The sequence below is a fragment of the Pseudomonas sp. NPDC090208 genome, from assembly GCF_044746785.1.
Lineage (GTDB): Bacteria > Pseudomonadota > Gammaproteobacteria > Pseudomonadales > Pseudomonadaceae > Aquipseudomonas.
Map to the genome: position 1 here is coordinate 186,547 of NZ_JBIVCU010000009.1, position 16,016 is coordinate 202,562.

At 62.7% G+C, this 16,016-nt stretch carries 17 protein-coding genes; 5 read left to right on the forward strand and 12 right to left on the reverse strand.

The genetic code is table 11. The features are described from left to right. Positions 1 to 14: 14 nt before the first annotated feature. From rodA to ACIPL0_RS16745, 6 genes are read right to left on the reverse strand one after another with little or no spacing between them, the layout of a single operon-like run. Entirely contained in the window at positions 15 to 1,118 is a 1,104-nt protein-coding gene (gene rodA, locus ACIPL0_RS16720; RefSeq protein ID WP_400597750.1) for a rod shape-determining protein RodA, read from the reverse strand. Positions 1,119 to 1,149: 31 nt separating this feature from the next. After that, entirely contained in the window at positions 1,150 to 3,051 is a 1,902-nt protein-coding gene (mrdA, locus tag ACIPL0_RS16725) for a penicillin-binding protein 2 (protein ID WP_400597533.1), read from the reverse strand. Positions 3,052 to 3,082: 31 nt separating this feature from the next. Beyond that, positions 3,083 to 3,550 carry a 23S rRNA (pseudouridine(1915)-N(3))-methyltransferase RlmH gene (rlmH, locus tag ACIPL0_RS16730; protein ID WP_400597531.1) on the reverse strand — a complete coding sequence of 156 codons (468 nt, stop codon included), beginning with the start codon at positions 3,548 to 3,550 and terminating at the stop codon, positions 3,083 to 3,085. A gap of 9 nt (positions 3,551 to 3,559) precedes the next feature. Continuing rightward, complete coding sequence (rsfS, locus tag ACIPL0_RS16735) at positions 3,560 to 3,952, reverse strand: ribosome silencing factor (RefSeq protein WP_400597529.1); 393 nt, start codon at positions 3,950 to 3,952, stop codon at positions 3,560 to 3,562. A 16-nt stretch (positions 3,953 to 3,968) separates the two neighbouring features. Further along, positions 3,969 to 4,688 carry a nicotinate-nucleotide adenylyltransferase gene (nadD, locus tag ACIPL0_RS16740; protein ID WP_400731554.1) on the reverse strand — a complete coding sequence of 240 codons (720 nt, stop codon included), beginning with the start codon at positions 4,686 to 4,688 and terminating at the stop codon, positions 3,969 to 3,971. Then, on the reverse strand, positions 4,654 to 5,928 hold the full coding sequence (locus ACIPL0_RS16745) for a glutamate-5-semialdehyde dehydrogenase (protein WP_400597526.1): 1,275 nt from the start codon (positions 5,926 to 5,928) through the stop codon (positions 4,654 to 4,656). Before ACIPL0_RS16745 ends, nadD begins: the two co-directional genes overlap by 35 nt. A gap of 327 nt (positions 5,929 to 6,255) precedes the next feature. On the opposite strand from ACIPL0_RS16745, the gene ACIPL0_RS16750 reads away from it, so the two are divergent. Further along, on the forward strand, positions 6,256 to 6,939 hold the full coding sequence (locus ACIPL0_RS16750) for a DNA-3-methyladenine glycosylase (RefSeq protein ID WP_400597524.1): 684 nt from the start codon (positions 6,256 to 6,258) through the stop codon (positions 6,937 to 6,939). Positions 6,940 to 6,942: 3 nt separating this feature from the next. Beyond that, positions 6,943 to 8,259, forward strand: a complete 1,317-nt coding sequence (locus ACIPL0_RS16755; protein ID WP_400597522.1) for a bifunctional DedA family/phosphatase PAP2 family protein — start codon at positions 6,943 to 6,945, stop codon at positions 8,257 to 8,259. A gap of 124 nt (positions 8,260 to 8,383) precedes the next feature. On the opposite strand, the gene ACIPL0_RS16760 is transcribed toward ACIPL0_RS16755, so the two are convergent. The 3 genes from ACIPL0_RS16760 to ACIPL0_RS16770 are packed head-to-tail and all read right to left on the reverse strand — an operon-like array spanning position 8,384 to position 10,056. Continuing rightward, complete coding sequence (locus tag ACIPL0_RS16760) at positions 8,384 to 8,974, reverse strand: LON peptidase substrate-binding domain-containing protein (RefSeq protein ID WP_400597520.1); 591 nt, start codon at positions 8,972 to 8,974, stop codon at positions 8,384 to 8,386. Positions 8,975 to 8,984: 10 nt separating this feature from the next. Continuing rightward, a complete protein-coding gene (locus ACIPL0_RS16765) occupies positions 8,985 to 9,701 on the reverse strand; it encodes an LrgB family protein (RefSeq protein ID WP_400597518.1) in 717 nt (238 codons plus the stop codon). Further along, complete coding sequence (locus tag ACIPL0_RS16770; RefSeq protein ID WP_400597516.1) at positions 9,691 to 10,056, reverse strand: CidA/LrgA family protein; 366 nt, start codon at positions 10,054 to 10,056, stop codon at positions 9,691 to 9,693. The genes ACIPL0_RS16765 and ACIPL0_RS16770 overlap by 11 nt, the downstream gene beginning before the upstream one ends. A gap of 181 nt (positions 10,057 to 10,237) precedes the next feature. On the opposite strand from ACIPL0_RS16770, the gene ACIPL0_RS16775 reads away from it, so the two are divergent. From ACIPL0_RS16775 to ACIPL0_RS16785, 3 genes are all read left to right on the forward strand, one after another. Continuing rightward, complete coding sequence (locus tag ACIPL0_RS16775; protein WP_400597514.1) at positions 10,238 to 10,693, forward strand: MaoC family dehydratase; 456 nt, start codon at positions 10,238 to 10,240, stop codon at positions 10,691 to 10,693. A gap of 141 nt (positions 10,694 to 10,834) precedes the next feature. Continuing rightward, entirely contained in the window at positions 10,835 to 12,547 is a 1,713-nt protein-coding gene (locus tag ACIPL0_RS16780) for a C13 family peptidase (protein WP_400597512.1), read from the forward strand. A gap of 232 nt (positions 12,548 to 12,779) precedes the next feature. Continuing rightward, entirely contained in the window at positions 12,780 to 13,421 is a 642-nt protein-coding gene (locus ACIPL0_RS16785) for an oxidoreductase (RefSeq protein ID WP_400597510.1), read from the forward strand. A 153-nt stretch (positions 13,422 to 13,574) separates the two neighbouring features. Here ACIPL0_RS16785 and ACIPL0_RS16790 read toward each other — a convergent pair whose 3' ends face one another. From ACIPL0_RS16790 to mpl, 3 genes are read right to left on the reverse strand one after another with little or no spacing between them, the layout of a single operon-like run. Next, positions 13,575 to 13,862, reverse strand: coding sequence for a YceK/YidQ family lipoprotein (locus tag ACIPL0_RS16790; protein WP_400597508.1), 288 nt, complete (start codon positions 13,860 to 13,862; stop codon positions 13,575 to 13,577). Further along, positions 13,855 to 14,484 carry a flavin prenyltransferase UbiX gene (ubiX, locus tag ACIPL0_RS16795; protein WP_400597507.1) on the reverse strand — a complete coding sequence of 210 codons (630 nt, stop codon included), beginning with the start codon at positions 14,482 to 14,484 and terminating at the stop codon, positions 13,855 to 13,857. Before ubiX ends, ACIPL0_RS16790 begins: the two co-directional genes overlap by 8 nt. Next, positions 14,481 to 15,830: a UDP-N-acetylmuramate:L-alanyl-gamma-D-glutamyl-meso-diaminopimelate ligase gene (gene mpl, locus ACIPL0_RS16800; protein ID WP_400597506.1), complete on the reverse strand. Its 1,350-nt coding sequence runs from the start codon at positions 15,828 to 15,830 to the stop codon at positions 14,481 to 14,483. Before mpl ends, ubiX begins: the two co-directional genes overlap by 4 nt. Positions 15,831 to 16,016: the final 186 nt, after the last annotated feature.

Below are 16,016 nucleotides of genomic sequence, written 5' to 3' on the forward strand. Positions count from 1 at the left end.
GTTTTTCACCTTAATCAAACCTGAGCGATCCACTTGCGGTGGGTATGGATCGACATCAAAACCCCAAACGCTGACAGCAGCGTCACGAGCGAAGTTCCGCCGTAGCTAATAAAGGGCAGCGGCACTCCCACCACGGGCAGCAGACCGCTGACCATGCCGATGTTGACGAACACGTAAACGAAGAAAGTCATGGTCAGGCTGCCCGCCAGCAATTTGCCGTACAGGGTCTGCGCCTGCGCGGTGATGACCAGGCCGCGGCCGATCAGCGCCAGATAGATCAGCAGCAGCGCACAGATCCCGACCAGACCGAACTCCTCGCCAAGCACGGCGATGATGAAGTCGGTGTGGCTTTCCGGAAGGAAGTCCAGGTGCGACTGAGTGCCGAGCAACCAGCCTTTGCCGAATACGCCGCCGGAACCGATGGCCGCCTTGGACTGAATGATGTTCCAGCCGGTGCCCAGCGGGTCGCTTTCCGGGTCGAGGAAGGTCAGGATGCGCTGCTTCTGGTAGTCGTGCATGAAGAAGAACCACATCGCCACGGCTACCGGCACGGCGGCGGCGATCACACCGATGATCCAGCGCCAGCGCAGGCCGGCCATGAACAGCACGAAAGTACCCGAGGCCAGAATCAGCAGCGACGTGCCGAGGTCCGGCTGGCGCACGATGAGAATGAACGGCAGACCGATCAGGCCCAGACTCACCGCCACATGCTTGAGGTGCGGCGGCAGGGTCCGTTTGGACAGATACCAGGCGATGGTCGCCGGCATGATGATCTTCATGAATTCCGAGGGCTGGAAGCGGATCACCCCGGGAATGTTGATCCAGCGCGTCGCACCCATGGCGTTGTGGCCCATGACGTCCACCGCCACCAGCAGCAGCACGCCGAACACGTAGGCCACCGGCACCCAGCGCGCCATGAAACGCGGCTCCAGCTGGGCAATGACGAACATCGACACCAGACCGATGCCGAACGAGGTGGTCTGCTTGATCAGCAAGTCCCAGCTCTTGCCGCTGGCGGAATAAAGGACAAACAGGCTGCCGGCCGCCAGGGTCAGCAGCAGGATCAGCAGGGGGCCATCGACATGGATTTTCTGCAGGAAGGTGGCGCGACGGCGCATCACGTCTTCGCTGGAGAGGATGCGGTCGAAATTACTCTTCACGGGCCGCGGTCTCCGGAGGCAGTGTATTGCTGGCGTATTCAGGTTTCAGGCGGCCATCCGGGCCGAGCAACCAGGCGTCCATGACCTGCCGTACCACAGGCGCCGCAGCGCCGGAACCGGATTCACCGTTCTCGATCATCACCGCCACAACGATTTTCGGGTTGTCGGCCGGCGCGAAGCCGACGAACAGGGCGTGGTCGCGATGGCGTTCCTGGACTTTGGAGCGGTCGTACTTCTCGCCCTGGCGAATCGCCACGACCTGCGCCGTGCCGCTCTTGCCGGCGATGCGGTATTGCGCACCGATGGCCGCCTTGCGCGCAGTACCACGGGCACCGTGCATCACCTGCTGCATGCCGTGGTTGACCTTGGCCCAGTCGGACGAATCGCGCAGGACAATGTCAGGCATCGGGTTGGGGTCCACCGGTTTCTGTCCTTCGATGCTCTTGGCCAGGTGCGGACGGTTCCACTTGCCCTTGTTCGCCACCAGCGCGGTGGCTTGGGCCAGTTGCAGCGGCGTGGCCTGCATGTAGCCCTGACCGATACCGAGAATCAGCGTCTCGCCGGGGAACCAGGCCTGACGCCGGGTGATGCGCTTCCAGTCACGGGACGGCATCAGGCCCGGGGATTCCTCGAACATGTCCAGCGAGACCTTCTGGCCGATGCCGAACTTGTTCAGGTACGACGCCAGCCGGTCGATGCCGACCTTGTGCGCCAGGTCGTAGAAGTAGGTGTCGTTGGAACGCATGATCGCCGTGTCGAGATCGACCCAGCCGTCACCGGTGCGGTTCCAGTTGCGGTACTTGTGATCGTAGTTCGGCAGCATGTAGTAACCGGGGTCGAACACCCGGGTGCTCGCAGTCACCACACCCGTGTCGAGGCCAGCGATGGCCACCGCCGGCTTGATGGTCGAGCCGGGCGGATACAGGCCACGCAGGATGCGGTTGAACAGCGGCCGGTCAACCGAATCGCGCAGCTCGGAATAAGCCTTGAAGCTGATCCCGGTGACGAACAGGTTCGGGTCGAAACTCGGCTGACTGACCATCGCCAGTACTTCGCCAGTGTTCGGATCGAGCGCTACCACCGCACCACGACGCCCGGCCAACGCGGCCTCGGCGGCTTCCTGCAACTGGATGTCGAGGGACAGCACGATGTCCTTGCCCGGTACCGGATCGGTACGCTTGAGCACGCGCAGTACACGGCCACGGGCGTTGGTTTCGACTTCTTCGTAACCGACCTGACCGTGCAGCTCAGGCTCGTAGAAGCGCTCGATGCCGGTCTTGCCCATGTGGTGGGTGCCGCTGTAGTTCACCGGATCGAGACTTTTCAGCTCTTTCTCGTTGATCCGCCCCATGTAGCCGACCGAGTGGGCAAAATGCGCGCCCTGCGGGTAGTGCCGCATCAGTTGCGCGACCACCTCGACGCCCGGCAGACGGAACTGGTTCACGGCAACCCGGGCAATCTGCTCTTCGGTCAACTCGAACAGAATCGGCACCGGCTCGAACGGACGACGCCCCTGCTTCATGCGCTTTTCGAAGATGATCCGGTCATCCGGGGTCAACTCCAGCACTTCGACGATGGTGTCGAGCACCTTCGCCCAGTCGCCGCCGGAGCGTTCGCGGGTCATGCTCAGGTTGAAACTGGGCCGGTTGTCGGCAATGACCACGCCGTTGCGGTCGAAGATCAGCCCGCGACTCGGCGGAATCGGCTGCACATGCACCCGGTTGTTTTCCGACAGGGTCGAGTGGTACTCGTACTGGATCACCTGGAGGAAATACAGCCGCGCCACCAAAACGCAAATCAGCACGATCACGAGCACAGCACCGACCACGACCCGGTTGCGCACCAGGCGTGCGTCCTTTTCGTGATCTTTCAGGCGAATCGGCTGAGACATTTAGGGCGTGTTCACAGTGAAGGCAGCGGCGCTACTTGTGATAAGGGTGACCGGACAACACCGTCCAGGCACGATAAATCTGCTCGCCGATGAGGATGCGCACCAGCGGGTGCGGCAGCGTCAAGGGCGACAGCGACCAACGCTGCTCGGCACGGGCACAGACTTCCGGCGCCAGCCCTTCCGGGCCACCGACCATCAGGTTGACCGTACGCGAATCCAGGCGCCAGCGATCGAGTTCGACCGCCAGTTGCTCGGTGCTCCACGGCTTGCCATGCACTTCGAGGGTGACGATCCGCTCGCCCGGCTGCACTTTCGCCAGCATGGCCTCACCTTCCTGACGGATCAGGCGAGCCACGTCGGCATTCTTGCCACGGGTATTGAGCGGAATCTCGACCAGTTCAAGGGCCAATTCGGATGGCAGACGCTTGGCATATTCATGCCAGCCCTCTTCCACCCACTTGGGCATGCGTGAACCGACAGCGATCAGACGCAGACGCACGACAAGGCCTTATTCGTTGCCCGGCGTGTGATGCGCGCCGCTGGCGGCACGGCTCTGCTCGGCGCCCATCCACAGACGCTCCAGGTCGTAGAACTGGCGGGCAGCGGCGGTCATCATGTGGACGATGACATCGCCCAGGTCCAGCAGTACCCAGTCGCTTTCGCCCTTGCCTTCTTCACCCAGAGGCTGCGCGCCCTTGGACTTCACGCTTTCGCGAACCTTGTCCAGCATCGCATTGATCTGGCGGTTCGAGGTACCGGTGGCGATGACCATGTAGTCGGTCAGGCTGTGTTTGTCGCGAACGTCGATGACCTGGATATCCTGGGCCTTGACGTCTTCCAGTGCGGCCTTGGCCAGTTCGACCAGCTCTTCGCCGGACAGGGTAATTTTTTGCTTTGTCATAAAAAACTCATTCAGTTCAGTTGGGCACACGGTACAGCCCGTGTGCCTCGATATAGGCCAGTACTGCGTCCGGCACCAGAAAACGTACCGACTTACCGCTGGCCAGCAGTTGGCGGATCTGGGTGGCAGACACCGAAAGCGGCGTCTGCCAGACGAATGTAATGTGTCCGCCCGGGCCCGTGAGGGCCTTCGGATCGCTGACCGCGCGGGCCGCCAGCAGGTTGCGCAAGGCATCCGGCGACTCGCTGTCGGCGTCCGGGCGCTGCAGCACGACAATATGGCAGTGCTCCAGCAACTCTTCCCAACGATGCCAGGTCGGCAGGCCACAGAAAGCGTCCCAACCCAGCAACAGAAACAGCTGGTCGTCGGCGGCGAGTTCGGCGCGCATCGATTCCAGCGTGTCGATGGTGTACGACGGCTTGTCCCGCAGCAGTTCGCGGTCATCCACCGTCAAGGGCGGCACGTCCTGCACCGCACTGCGGACCATCGCCAGACGGTCCTGTGCCGAAACACTCGGCGTGTCGCGATGGGGCGGCCTGGCGCTGGGCGTCAGGCGCAACTCATCGAGTTCAAGCAGCGCGGCGACTTCCAGCGCGCCGCGCAAATGGCCGATATGCACCGGATCGAAGGTTCCCCCCAACATGCCGATGCGTTTCGGCGGGCGGGTGCGGGAAGTCTTGTTCTGACGAACGTTGGCCAAGTCAGAGCGGCCCTTGTCCGCGCAGTTGCCGGCCATCGCCGACCACCAGGTACTTCTCGCAGGTCAGGCCTTCCAGGCCGACCGGGCCACGGGCGTGAATCTTGTCCGTGGAGATGCCGATTTCCGCGCCCAGGCCATATTCGAAGCCATCAGCGAAGCAGGTCGGCGCGTTGATCATCACCGAGCTGGAGTCGACTTCTGCCATGAAACGGCGAATCTGGCCCTGGTGCTCGGACACGATGGCGTCGCTGTGGTGCGAGCCATAGTGGTTGATGTGTTCGATGGCCTGATCCAGACCGCTGACTACGCGGATCGACAGGATCGGCGCGAGGTACTCGGTGTGCCAGTCCTCTTCGGTGGCCGGGATGACATCGATCAGCTCGCAGGTGCGCTCGCAGCCACGCAGTTCGACGCCTTTTTCGCGGAACTGGGCCGCCATCTGCGGCAGGAAGTCGGCTGCGACGGTCTGATCCACCAGCAGGGTTTCCATCGCACCGCAGATGCCGTAACGGTAGGTCTTGGCGTTGAAGCAGATGGCCTGCGCGGCGGCCAGGTCGGCGTGAGCACTGACATAAATGTGGCAGATGCCATCCAGGTGCTTGATCACCGGCACCTTGGCCTCGCGGCTGACGCGCTCGATCAGGCCCTTGCCGCCACGCGGTACGATGACGTCGACGTATTCGGGCATGGTGATCAGCGCACCGACGGCGGCGCGGTCGGTCGTTTCCACGACCTGCACCACGGCAGCCGGCAAGCCGGCCTCGGCCAGACCGCGCTGAATGCAGGTGGCGATGGCGCGGTTGGAATTGATCGCCTCGGAACCGCCACGCAGGATAGTGGCATTACCGGACTTCAGACACAGACTGGCGGCGTCGATGGTCACGTTTGGACGCGACTCATAGATGATGCCGACAACGCCCAGCGGCACACGCATCTTGCCGACCTGAATACCGGAAGGCTGGAAGTTCATGTCGCGAATGGTGCCGATCGGGTCCGGCAGACTGGCGACCTGACGCAAACCGGCGATCATGCTGTCGATGCGCGCCGGGGTCAGGGCCAGACGTTCGAGCAATGCGGCTTCCAGACCGTTGGCGCGACCGGCGGCCAGATCCTGTTCGTTGGCAGCCGTCAGCTCGTCACGGGCAGCATCGAGCGCGGCGGCAGTGGCTGCCAGCGCACGGTTTTTCTGCGCGGTGCTGGCGCGACCGATCACGCGCGACGCTTCACGGGCGGCGCGACCCAGACGGTTCATATAGTCAAGAACGGACTCAGTCATGGTCTCAGGGGTCTTGGCAGAGAGGAAAGCGGCCGATTATAGCTGTCGGGCGTGACGAACGACAGCGGCGACAGGCGGATGGTCGATATATGCCGGTTTCAGGGGGCCTAAACCGCATCACGGCGCTTTTGTGGGAGCGAATTCATTCGCGATGTGATGTTCCGGCTGGCAAATCTGCTCCGGCTGTACCGGCCAATCGCGAATGAATTCGCTCCCACAATGCAATCGCGGGCAAGCGCGCTCCTACATAGGGTGCAATCCTATTCAGCTGCAATTAAGCGCGACATTGCTATCATCGCCAGCCATTCCACCCTGTTGCCCGCCTACATGCCCAACCACTCACAGCGCGCCCTGCCCGACAGTTTCTTCAACCGCGATGCCCAGACGCTCGCTCGCGACCTGCTGGGCAAAGTGGTCAGGCACAAGGTCGGCGAGTTGTGGCTGTCGGCGCGGGTCATCGAAACCGAAGCGTATTACCTTGAGGAAAAAGGCAGTCACGCCTCTCTCGGCTACACAGAAAAGCGTAAGGCTTTGTTTCTGGATGGCGGCCACATCTATATGTACTACTCCCGTGGCGGCGATTCGCTGAACTTCAGCGCCGAAGGCCCGGGCAACGCCGTGCTGATCAAATCGGCCTATCCGTGGGTCGATGCCTTCTCCGATGCGAACAGCCTGGCGCGGATGCAACTGAACAACCCCGACGCCAGCGGCAACCTGCGCCCGCCGGAACGGCTGTGCGCCGGCCAGACCCTGCTGTGCAAGGCACTCGGGCTGAAAGTTCCGATGTGGGACGGCAAGCGTTTCGACCCTGAGCGGATTTTCGTCGAAGACGTGGGCAAGCGCCCTGCCCGAATCATTCAAACCACGCGCCTGGGCATTACCGCCGGCCGTGACGAACACCTGATGTACCGCTTCGTCGACGCCGAGTATGCGCGGGTCTGCACCCGGAACCCGGTGCGACGCGGACAAGTCGAAGGCCGCAATTATCTGTTCATCGAACAAGGACACTGAAACATGGGCGCATGGCTGGACAGCATCACTGCGTGGCTGAGCATCAACCCGTCGTGGCTGGGCGCGGCGATCTTTCTGGTGGCCTTCACCGAATGCCTGGCGATTGCCGGCATCATCGTGCCCGGCACCGTCGCCCTGTTCGCCATCGCGGCACTGGCCGGCAGCGGCGTCCTGCAATTGAGCGAGGCCCTGCTGCTGGGTTTTCTCGGCGGCCTGCTGGGTGACTTCGTTTCATATTTCCTGGGTCGTCGCTTCCATCAGAACATCCGCCGCCTGCCGGGCCTGCGCCAGCATCCGGAATGGATCAGTGGCGCCGAAACCTATTTCCAGCGCTACGGCATCGCCAGCCTTCTGGTCGGCCGCTTCATCGGCCCGCTGCGACCCATGCTGCCAATGGTCGCAGGCATGTTCGACATGCCGGTCGTGCGCTTCGCCGGGGTCAGCCTGATCGCTGCAGCCGGCTGGTCGGTGGCGTACATTCTGCCGGGTTGGGCCACCGGCGCGGCCATTCGCCTGCCACTGCCTGAAGGTTTCTGGCCACAGGCCGGGGTGGTCGCTGCGGGCCTTGCCGTTCTGCTGGGCGTTGCCATCCAGACCAGCCTGCGCGACCAGCGCCATGCGCCACGCTGGATTGCCCTGACCAGTCTGGTTCTGTTGATTGCGGTGTTTCTCGGCTGGCCGTATCTGGCCCATCTCGATCAGGGCGTGATGACGCTGGTGCAGGAACATCGCAGCGCCGCCGCCGAAAACTTCGTGGTGCTGGTCACCGGTCTTGGCGACTTCAAGACCCAGTTCTGCGCCGCAGCGCTGCTGCTGATCATCCTCGTGGCAACCCGCCAGTGGCGCCACGCCCTTTTCGCCCTCGGCACGACGCTGGGCGCCGCCGTCATCAATCAGTGCATGAAGCAGCTGTTCGCCCGCGCCCGCCCGGAAATTCTGGCCGAACCGCTGAGCAGCTACAGCATGCCCAGCGGGCACGCATCCGGCGCGTTTGCGCTGTTCATGACCCTGGCGGTACTGGCCGGTCGCGGCCAACCGGTGCGCCTGCGTCTGACCTGGCTGGTATTGGGGGCGATTCCGGCGACATCGATTGCCATGTCGCGGGTGTACCTGGGCGTTCACTGGCCCACCGACTTGCTGGCAGGCATGCTGCTGGCATTCTTCGCCTGCGCGGCGAGCCTGAGCGTGGTGCAGAACCGGCAGTCGTTGCCGGCGCTGCCGGTGAAGGTGTGGTGGCTGTTGCTGCCGGCGATAGTGGCGTTGCTCGGCGGGTTTACCGTGCACTCGTTCGCCCATGGGTTGATTCGCTATCAGTATTGATGTCGCCCTGCTCACACCGGTCAGCTTTGTAGGAGTGAGCTTGCTCGCGATACGTCGTGTCAGCGACATGAGCATCGACTGACCCACTGCAATCGCGAGCAAGCTCACTCCTACAAGTCATGCGTTAAGCCTGCAAATCCCCCTGCATCTCGTCGAGCAGGTCCTGAATCGCATCCAGACGCTCTTCGGCGTCGTCGATCTCCAGCAGGTCGATCTTGTCTTCTTCGGTAAACGGCAGCAGATAGGCCAACTGATTGGCCAGTGAATGCTGACCGCTGGCGGTCATGCCCATGTTCAATGCCGCGACCATGGGGTGTTCGGCCAGCGCCGCCAGCAGCGCCACCAGATCCTCGTCCTCTTCCTGCAGCGGCTGCTCCTGCGGGTCTTCCAGCCAGTGCACATCGGCGACCAGCAGGTTGTCGCGGCGGACCTCGGTGCTGACCACACGAAAGCGCCGCCCACCCACCACGCGAATGCCAAGCAGGCCGTTTTCCTGTTGCTGGAAGTCAGTGACCAGCGCTTCGCAGCCGATCTGCGAAAAGCCTTCCGGCGCCTCGCCTACCTCACTGCCCTCGGTGATGCAAACCACGCCGAACCCTTCGCCCTGTTTCATGCAGCGGCCAATCATGTCCAGGTAGCGGGCCTCGAAAATCTGCAGATCGAGCACACACCCCGGAAACAACACAGCGTTCAGCGGAAACAACGGCAACGACATAAACCCATCCTCAAGCAACCAGAGACACCGCCAACGGCAGGAACAAGGCCGTGGCAACCCCCATCAGACTCATCGCCAGCGCCGCGAAGGCGCCGCATTCTTCACCTTCCTGCAGCGCCGCCGAAGTGCCCACCGCGTGGGCGGTCAAACCCAGCGCCATGCCGCGCGCTTCGGGGCTGCGCACGCCCGCCAGGGTCAACAGGCCGGGGCCGAATATGGCGCCGATGACGCCGGTGATCAACACAAACACGGCCGCCAGTGCCGCCACGCCACCGATCTGCTCGGCCACCAGCATGGCGATCGGCGAGGTCACCGACTTCGGCGCCATGGTCATCAGAATCATGTGATCGGCCCCCAGCACCCGGCCCAGAGCCACGCAGGAAGCCGTTGCCACCACGCCGCCAATCACCAGCGTAGTCAAGACAGGCCAGAACAACTGCCGGATGCGGCGCAGATTCAGATAAAGCGGCACCGCCAGCGCCACGGTCGCCGGGCCGAGCAGAATGCTGAGAATTTCCGTGCTCTTGCGGTATTCGGCGTAACTCAACCCGCAACCGACCAGCACACAGATCACTACCAGCATCGACACCAGCACCGGCTGCAGAAACACCCAGCGGGTTTTCTCATAGCCGGCCAGCACCAGTTGATAGGCGCCCAGGGTCACGGCGATGCCAAATAAAGGGTGATGGATCACCGCCAGCCACGCGCCTTGCCAGTCAAGCATCATGGGGCCCTCCGTCCTTGCGGCGGTCGATGAGCTTTTGCATCAGCCAGCCGGCAAAGGTCAGGGAAAACATCAGCGACAGCACCAGCGAGCCGACAATCGCCCAAAAATCGTCGGCGATCTGGCTGGCGTACACCATCACACCCACCGCTGGCGGCACCAGCAACAGCGGCAGATAGCGCAGCAGACTGCTCGCCGCGAGGCTCACCGGCTCGCTGACCTCGCCGCGGATCATCAGATAGACCAGCAGCAACACCAGGCCAATGATCGGCCCCGGGAGGATCGACAGGAACAGGTGATTCAGCGCCGTCCCCACCAGTTGAAACAGCACCAGCCACGTCAGGCCTCTGAGCAACATAGAAAACTCCAGCAAATTCGCGGCGGCATTATACGCATGCCACCCCGCAGGCTATGGATCGGTATTCGCAAGTCTCCGGTTTCTTGACAATACTGCGGGGCGTGCTGATCTTCGACGTTCGGATCGGTGGGTCCGTTAAAACATAGTTGAAACACAAGGTTGATTCACAAGGAGAGTAACGATGCCTCAAGTACCGGTTGCAGCACTCAAGAGCTACGAAGGCAAGGACCTGGGAACGTCCGACTGGCTGACCATCGATCAGGCACGCATTAACCTGTTTGCCGAGGCCACCGGCGACTTTCAGTTCATCCATGTCGACCCGGTGAAGGCTGCGCAGACGCCGTTCGGCTCGACCATCGCCCACGGCTTCCTGTCGCTGTCGCTGATTCCCAAGCTCATGGAACCGCTGCTGGTGATGCCGGAAGGGATGAAAATGGCCGTCAACTACGGTCTGGACAGCGTGCGTTTCATCCAGCCAGTGAAGGTCGACTCGCGCGTTCGTCTAAAAGTTGCGCTCACCGAAGTCACCGAAAAGAAGCCGGGGCAATGGCTGCTGAAAGCCACCGCAACGCTTGAAATCGAAGGTCAGGACAAGCCGGCGTTCATCGCTGAGCCACTGTCGCTCTGCTTCGTGTAAAACCCGCAAAACATGAAACAGTCGTAACAGACTGTTTCATGACGCTTCCCGGCTGCGGCATACTCGCGGGCGGCCGTGTGAGCGACTCAATACAAGTACGCGATCCGATCACGCCGAAACATCTTTTTTTCGGGATTTACCATGCGCGCGCTTGCCCCTCTGGCCTTGACCCTTCTGCTGACCGCCTGCGGTGACGGCGAATCGCTGCTGCCGCCGGATGCACGTCTGCCCGACGGCGGCCGCTATCGCGGTGACGTGGTCAACGGCCTGTTACAAGGCAAAGGCCGCATCGATTACCCCAACGGCAGCTGGTACGCCGGCGAATTCGACAAAGGCCAATGGAGCGGCCAGGGCGAGTGGCACGCCAGCAACGGCGACGTCTACAAGGGCGGTTTCCGCGACGGCCTGTTCGACGGCCAGGGCACGCTGACCACCAGCGCCGGCAGTTATGTCGGCGGCTACAAGCTGGGCCGTCGCGAAGGCGAAGGCACCCTCAAAGAACACGGCATGAGTTATCGCGGCGAGTTCAAGGCCGACCTGTACGACGGCGTCGGCCATCTGGAACTGGCCGACGGCAGCGAGTATCAGGGCCAGTTCAACCACGGCAAGCCCAACGGCGAAGGCCAGCGCAGCGATGCGGCGGGCAATCAGTTCAGCGGCAAGTTCGTCAACGGCCAGCTGGAAGGTACCGGCAACTTCAACAGCGCCGATGGCGATCAGTACGTCGGCGGCTTTCACAACAGCCAGTTGAACGGCCGTGGCCGTTACGAAAACGCCGATGGCGATGTCTGGTCCGGGCAGTTCAAGGACGGCGCCTTCACCGGCAAGGGCGAGCTGATCGGCACCGACGGCACCCGTTATCAGGGGCAATTCAACAACTGGCGCTTCTCCGGCGAAGGCCGTTTGCAGTTGCCGGATGGCAGTGTGTACGTCGGCCGCTTCGATCAGGACACCTACGAAGGCCCGGGCATGCTGACCAATGCCGACGGCAGCATCCAGAGCGGCACCTGGGCCAATGGTCAACGCGTGCGTGATGCCCAAGGCAAGTTGCTGCCCGATCCGCTGGAGCTCGGCCTGCTCGCCCAAGGCCCGCTGCTGGACAAGGCGCTCGCCGCCGTGCCGGCCTCGACCCCCGCGGTCGAGCTGTACAGCCTGGTGGTCGGTGGCGACGGTAAACAGAGCGTGTTCCTGCGCGAAGCCGACTACGTCAACAAACTGCTCGCCAGCCGTTTCGGCGCCTACGGCCAGATCGATCTGGTCAACCACCGCGACCACATGGCCGACCGCCCGCTGGCGACCCGCGAGAACATCAGCCGTGCCGTGCAGACGCTCGCCCAGCGCAGCGGCCCGGAAGACCTGATCTTCATTTACCTGACCAGCCATGGCACCCACGACCACGAACTGGTACTCGACCAGCCGCGCCTGGAGCTGTCCGATCTGCCGGCCAGCGACATGGCCAACGTGCTGGCACCGCTGAAGAACCGCGACAAGATCGTGGTGATTTCGGCCTGTTATTCCGGCGGTTTCATCCCGGCGATCAAGGACGAGAAGACCATGGTCATCACCGCCTCGCGGGAAGACCGGGTGTCGTTCGGCTGTTCCGAGGAGGCCGACTTCACTTATTTCGGCGAAGCGCTGTTCGGCAAGGCCCTGGTCGAGACCGACGATTTGCAGCAAGCCTTCGAGAACGCGCGGGCCATCGTCGCCCAGCGCGAGATCGAAGAAAACTTCGAAGCGTCCGAGCCGCAGATCTGGGCACCGAAAGGCGTCATCGCCCATTGGCAGCAGTTGCGCAAACGTCAGGCCGAACGGGCGCTGAATACCGTGTCGCTGGACAAAAACATCAGGCATTAACAGATTCCCCGTGGGAGGGAGCCCTGCTCGCGAATACCGTATGACCGTCGCCGTAGAGGTGCCAGAACTGACGCTTTCGCGAGCAGGGCTCCCTCCCACAGTTCACTGCTCAGTGCCCAGCCGGTCATTGGTTCGAATGAAGATTTCTTACAATTTGTGAAACCTGCTTCGTGCCTGTGCAGTCTCTTGCGTTAGAGCGCCTATGCTTGTGGCGTATCAAGGGAGAAAGACCATGTACTTGACGCCGCAACACATCCTGCTGGCCGGGGCGACTGGATTGACCGGTGAGCATCTGCTCGATCGCTTGCTCAATGAACCCACCGTAAGCCGCGTGCTGGCCCCCAGCCGTCGGCCACTGGCGGAGCACCCCCACCTGGAAAACCCTGTTGGCGACTTGATGCCCCTGCTGCCCGAACTGGGCGGCCGGGTCGATATCGCCTACTGCTGCCTGGGCAGCACGATCAAACAGGCCGGCTCGCAGGACGCCTTCCGTGCGGTGGACCGGGACATGGTGGTAGCCTTCGGCAAACGCGCCCGCGAACTGGGTGCGCGGCATCTATTGGTGATCAGCGCGGTCAACGCCGATCCGGAGTCGAGCATTTTCTACAGCCGCGTCAAAGGCGAGATGGAAGAAGCGCTCAAGGATCAGAACTGGCCGCAACTGACCATCGCCCGGCCTTCGCTGCTGATCGGCGAGCGTCAGGATCAACGTCTGGTCGAGCAACTGGCGGCGCCCATCGCCAAGCTGATACCCGGCAAATACGGCGGCATCGAAGCCTGCCAACTGGCCCGCGCGTTGTGGCGTCTGGCGCTGGAAGAGCAAGATGGCGTGCGGGTTGTCGAGTCGGATGAGTTGCGCAGGCTCGGCAAGTAATAAACCTGTAGGAGCTGGCTTGTCCTGCGACCGGCTGCGAAGCAGTCGTAATGCCGGGAAACGCGGAGTGTCAGGGATGTAGAGTCCTCAGACTTTACGACGGGTTCCCCGCCGATCGCAGGACAAGCCAGCTCCTACAAGGAGTAGTGTCGGCTACATCCCTCCCGTCGCCTGAAACCCTACCCCCAGTACCGTCAGCACCGACAACGGCAGCAGCAAGGTGTCGAGCAGCGCGCTGCCCGGCAGGTCCAGCAACGGGTATTTCGGGGCCTCGGCGCCGAAACGGTCCTTCTCGCAGCAACCACCGCGCATCGCGTACAGATCCAGCCGGGTACCGGAATACACAACCGGAGCGCCGGGCTGATTGGCGTCCAGCGTGCGCACCGTGGAACACCCGGTGGTCAGCAGCAGCCCGAGGGTGATGATCAGCAGCTTATTCATCGAGGCCAAAGTGATGCTCGCCCCAACGCGGCAGCATGTCTTGAGGGATGTTCAGCAGATTGAGAATCCGTGCGACGACGAAATCAACCAGATCGTCGATGGTCTGCGGCTGATGATAGAAGCCCGGCGATGCCGGCAGGATCACCGCGCCAAGGTTCGACAGCTTGAGCATGTTCTCCAGATGGATGCTGGAGTACGGCGCCTCGCGCGGGACCAGAATCAACTGCCGACGCTCCTTGAGGGTGACGTCGGCGGCGCGTTCGATGAGGTTATTGCAAGCGCCGGTGGCTATCGCTGACAGCGTGCCGGTGGAGCACGGCACCACCACCATCGCCGCTGGCGCGCCGGAGCCCGAGGCTACCGGCGACATCCAGTCTTCCTTGCCATACACGCGGATCTGCCCGTCGGCCGCGCCGGTGTACTCAGTCAGAAAGGCCTGCATCATCTGCGGTTTGGCCGGCAGCGAGACGTCGGTTTCCGTGGCCATGACCAGTTGCGCGGCCTTGGAGATGAGGAAATGCACCTCGCGGTCTTCACGTATCAGGCAATCGAGCAGACGCAGGCCGTATTGCGCGCCGGACGCGCCGGTCATCGCCAGGGTGATGCGTTCCGGGCCGCTCATTTCAGTGCCTCGGCCAGCTTGCCGTGCAGGCCGCCGAAGCCGCCGTTGCTCATGATCACCACATGGGTGCCCGGCTGGGCCTGGCTTTTCACACGCTCGATGATCGCTTCCAGGGAGTCGCAGACGACCGCTGGCACTGTGCACTGCGCAGCGGTCGCGCCCAGGTCCCAGCCGAGGTTGGCTGGCGCATACCAGACCACCTGATCGGCCTGCACCACGCTTTCCGGCAGGCCGTCACGGTGCGCGCCCAGTTTCATGGAGTTGGAACGCGGCTCGACGATGGCAACGATTGGCGCGTCGCCGACCTTTTTACGCAGGCCGTCCAGCGTGGTGGCGATGGCGGTCGGGTGGTGGGCGAAGTCGTCATAAATGGTGATGCCGCGCACCTCGGCAACTTTTTCCATGCGCCGCTTCACGCTCTTGAACGCGCTCAAGGCATCGACGCCCTGCTGCGGCACGACGCCGACATGCCGGGCGGCCGCCAGGGTCGCGAGAGCGTTGGCGACGTTGTGCTGGCCGGTCATGCCCCAGTCGACGATGCCTTGGGCAACGCCTTCAAAGATCACTTCGAACTTGGAGCCGTCTTCGCTGAGCAGCTTCGCCTGCCACTGCCCGCCTTGCCCGGTGGTCTGCACCGGCGTCCAGCAGCCCATCTGAATCACCCGCTGCAGCGCAGGTTCGGTGGTCGGGTGGATCACCAGGCCTTCGCTGGGGATGGTCCGTACCAGATGGTGGAACTGACGCTCGATGGCCGGCAGGTCCGGGAAGATGTCGGCGTGGTCGAATTCGAGGTTGTTGAGGATCGCCGTGCGCGGGCCGTAGTGAACGAACTTGGAGCGCTTGTCGAAGAACGCGCTGTCGTATTCATCGGCCTCGACCACGAAGAACGGCGTGTCACCCAGACGCGCCGACACCGCAAAGTTCTGCGGCACACCACCGATCAAAAAGCCCGGGCTCATGCCGGCATGCTCCAGCACCCAGGCCAGCATACTGCTGGTGGTGGTCTTGCCGTGGGTGCCGGCCACCGCCAGTACCCAGCGACCGCGCAGCACATGATCGGCCAGCCATTGCGGGCCGGAGACGTAAGGCAGCCCCTTGTTGAGGACGTATTCCACCGCCGGGTTGCCCCGCGACATGGCGTTGCCGACCACCACCAGATCCGGCGCCGGGTCCAGGTGGGCGGGATCGTAACCCTGCATCAGCTCGATGCCCTGCGCTTCTAGCTGTGTGCTCATCGGTGGATAGACGTTGGCGTCGGAGCCAGTGACTTTATGGCCCAGATCCTTGGCGAGCACCGCCAGCGAACCCATGAACGTGCCGCAGATACCCAGAATATGAATGTGCATGACCGACCTCTTAAAACATTCGCGCAGGGTAGCTTAGAGCAGGTGGATTCGCACAGTTCAATTACTGGCCCAGCCTTCGTAGGAGTGAGCTTGCTCGCGATTGCGATCTGCCCCTATGGCAGATGCTGCCTGACCGGACGCTATCGCGAGCAAGCTCACTCCTACAGGCTGACTGCGCCAGATCCT

Excerpts from the sequence above, each read along its gene's own strand:
- rodA (WP_400597750.1), bottom strand. The coding sequence starts at position 1,118 with ATGCGCCGTCGCGCCACCTTCCTGCAGAAAATCCATGTCGATGGCCCC.
- mrdA (WP_400597533.1), bottom strand. The coding sequence starts at position 3,051 with ATGTCTCAGCCGATTCGCCTGAAAGATCACGAAAAGGACGCACGCCTG.
- rsfS (WP_400597529.1), bottom strand. The coding sequence starts at position 3,952 with ATGACAAAGCAAAAAATTACCCTGTCCGGCGAAGAGCTGGTCGAACTG.
- nadD (WP_400731554.1), bottom strand. The coding sequence starts at position 4,688 with ATGGCCGGCAACTGCGCGGACAAGGGCCGCTCTGACTTGGCCAACGTT.
- ACIPL0_RS16745 (WP_400597526.1), bottom strand. The coding sequence starts at position 5,928 with ATGACTGAGTCCGTTCTTGACTATATGAACCGTCTGGGTCGCGCCGCC.
- ACIPL0_RS16750 (WP_400597524.1), top strand. The coding sequence starts at position 6,256 with ATGCCCAACCACTCACAGCGCGCCCTGCCCGACAGTTTCTTCAACCGC.
- ACIPL0_RS16755 (WP_400597522.1), top strand. The coding sequence starts at position 6,943 with ATGGGCGCATGGCTGGACAGCATCACTGCGTGGCTGAGCATCAACCCG.
- ACIPL0_RS16760 (WP_400597520.1), bottom strand. The coding sequence starts at position 8,974 with ATGTCGTTGCCGTTGTTTCCGCTGAACGCTGTGTTGTTTCCGGGGTGT.
- ACIPL0_RS16765 (WP_400597518.1), bottom strand. The coding sequence starts at position 9,701 with ATGATGCTTGACTGGCAAGGCGCGTGGCTGGCGGTGATCCATCACCCT.
- ACIPL0_RS16770 (WP_400597516.1), bottom strand. The coding sequence starts at position 10,056 with ATGTTGCTCAGAGGCCTGACGTGGCTGGTGCTGTTTCAACTGGTGGGG.
- ACIPL0_RS16775 (WP_400597514.1), top strand. The coding sequence starts at position 10,238 with ATGCCTCAAGTACCGGTTGCAGCACTCAAGAGCTACGAAGGCAAGGAC.
- ACIPL0_RS16780 (WP_400597512.1), top strand. The coding sequence starts at position 10,835 with ATGCGCGCGCTTGCCCCTCTGGCCTTGACCCTTCTGCTGACCGCCTGC.
- ACIPL0_RS16785 (WP_400597510.1), top strand. The coding sequence starts at position 12,780 with ATGTACTTGACGCCGCAACACATCCTGCTGGCCGGGGCGACTGGATTG.
- ACIPL0_RS16790 (WP_400597508.1), bottom strand. The coding sequence starts at position 13,862 with ATGAATAAGCTGCTGATCATCACCCTCGGGCTGCTGCTGACCACCGGG.
- ubiX (WP_400597507.1), bottom strand. The coding sequence starts at position 14,484 with ATGAGCGGCCCGGAACGCATCACCCTGGCGATGACCGGCGCGTCCGGC.
- mpl (WP_400597506.1), bottom strand. The coding sequence starts at position 15,830 with ATGCACATTCATATTCTGGGTATCTGCGGCACGTTCATGGGTTCGCTG.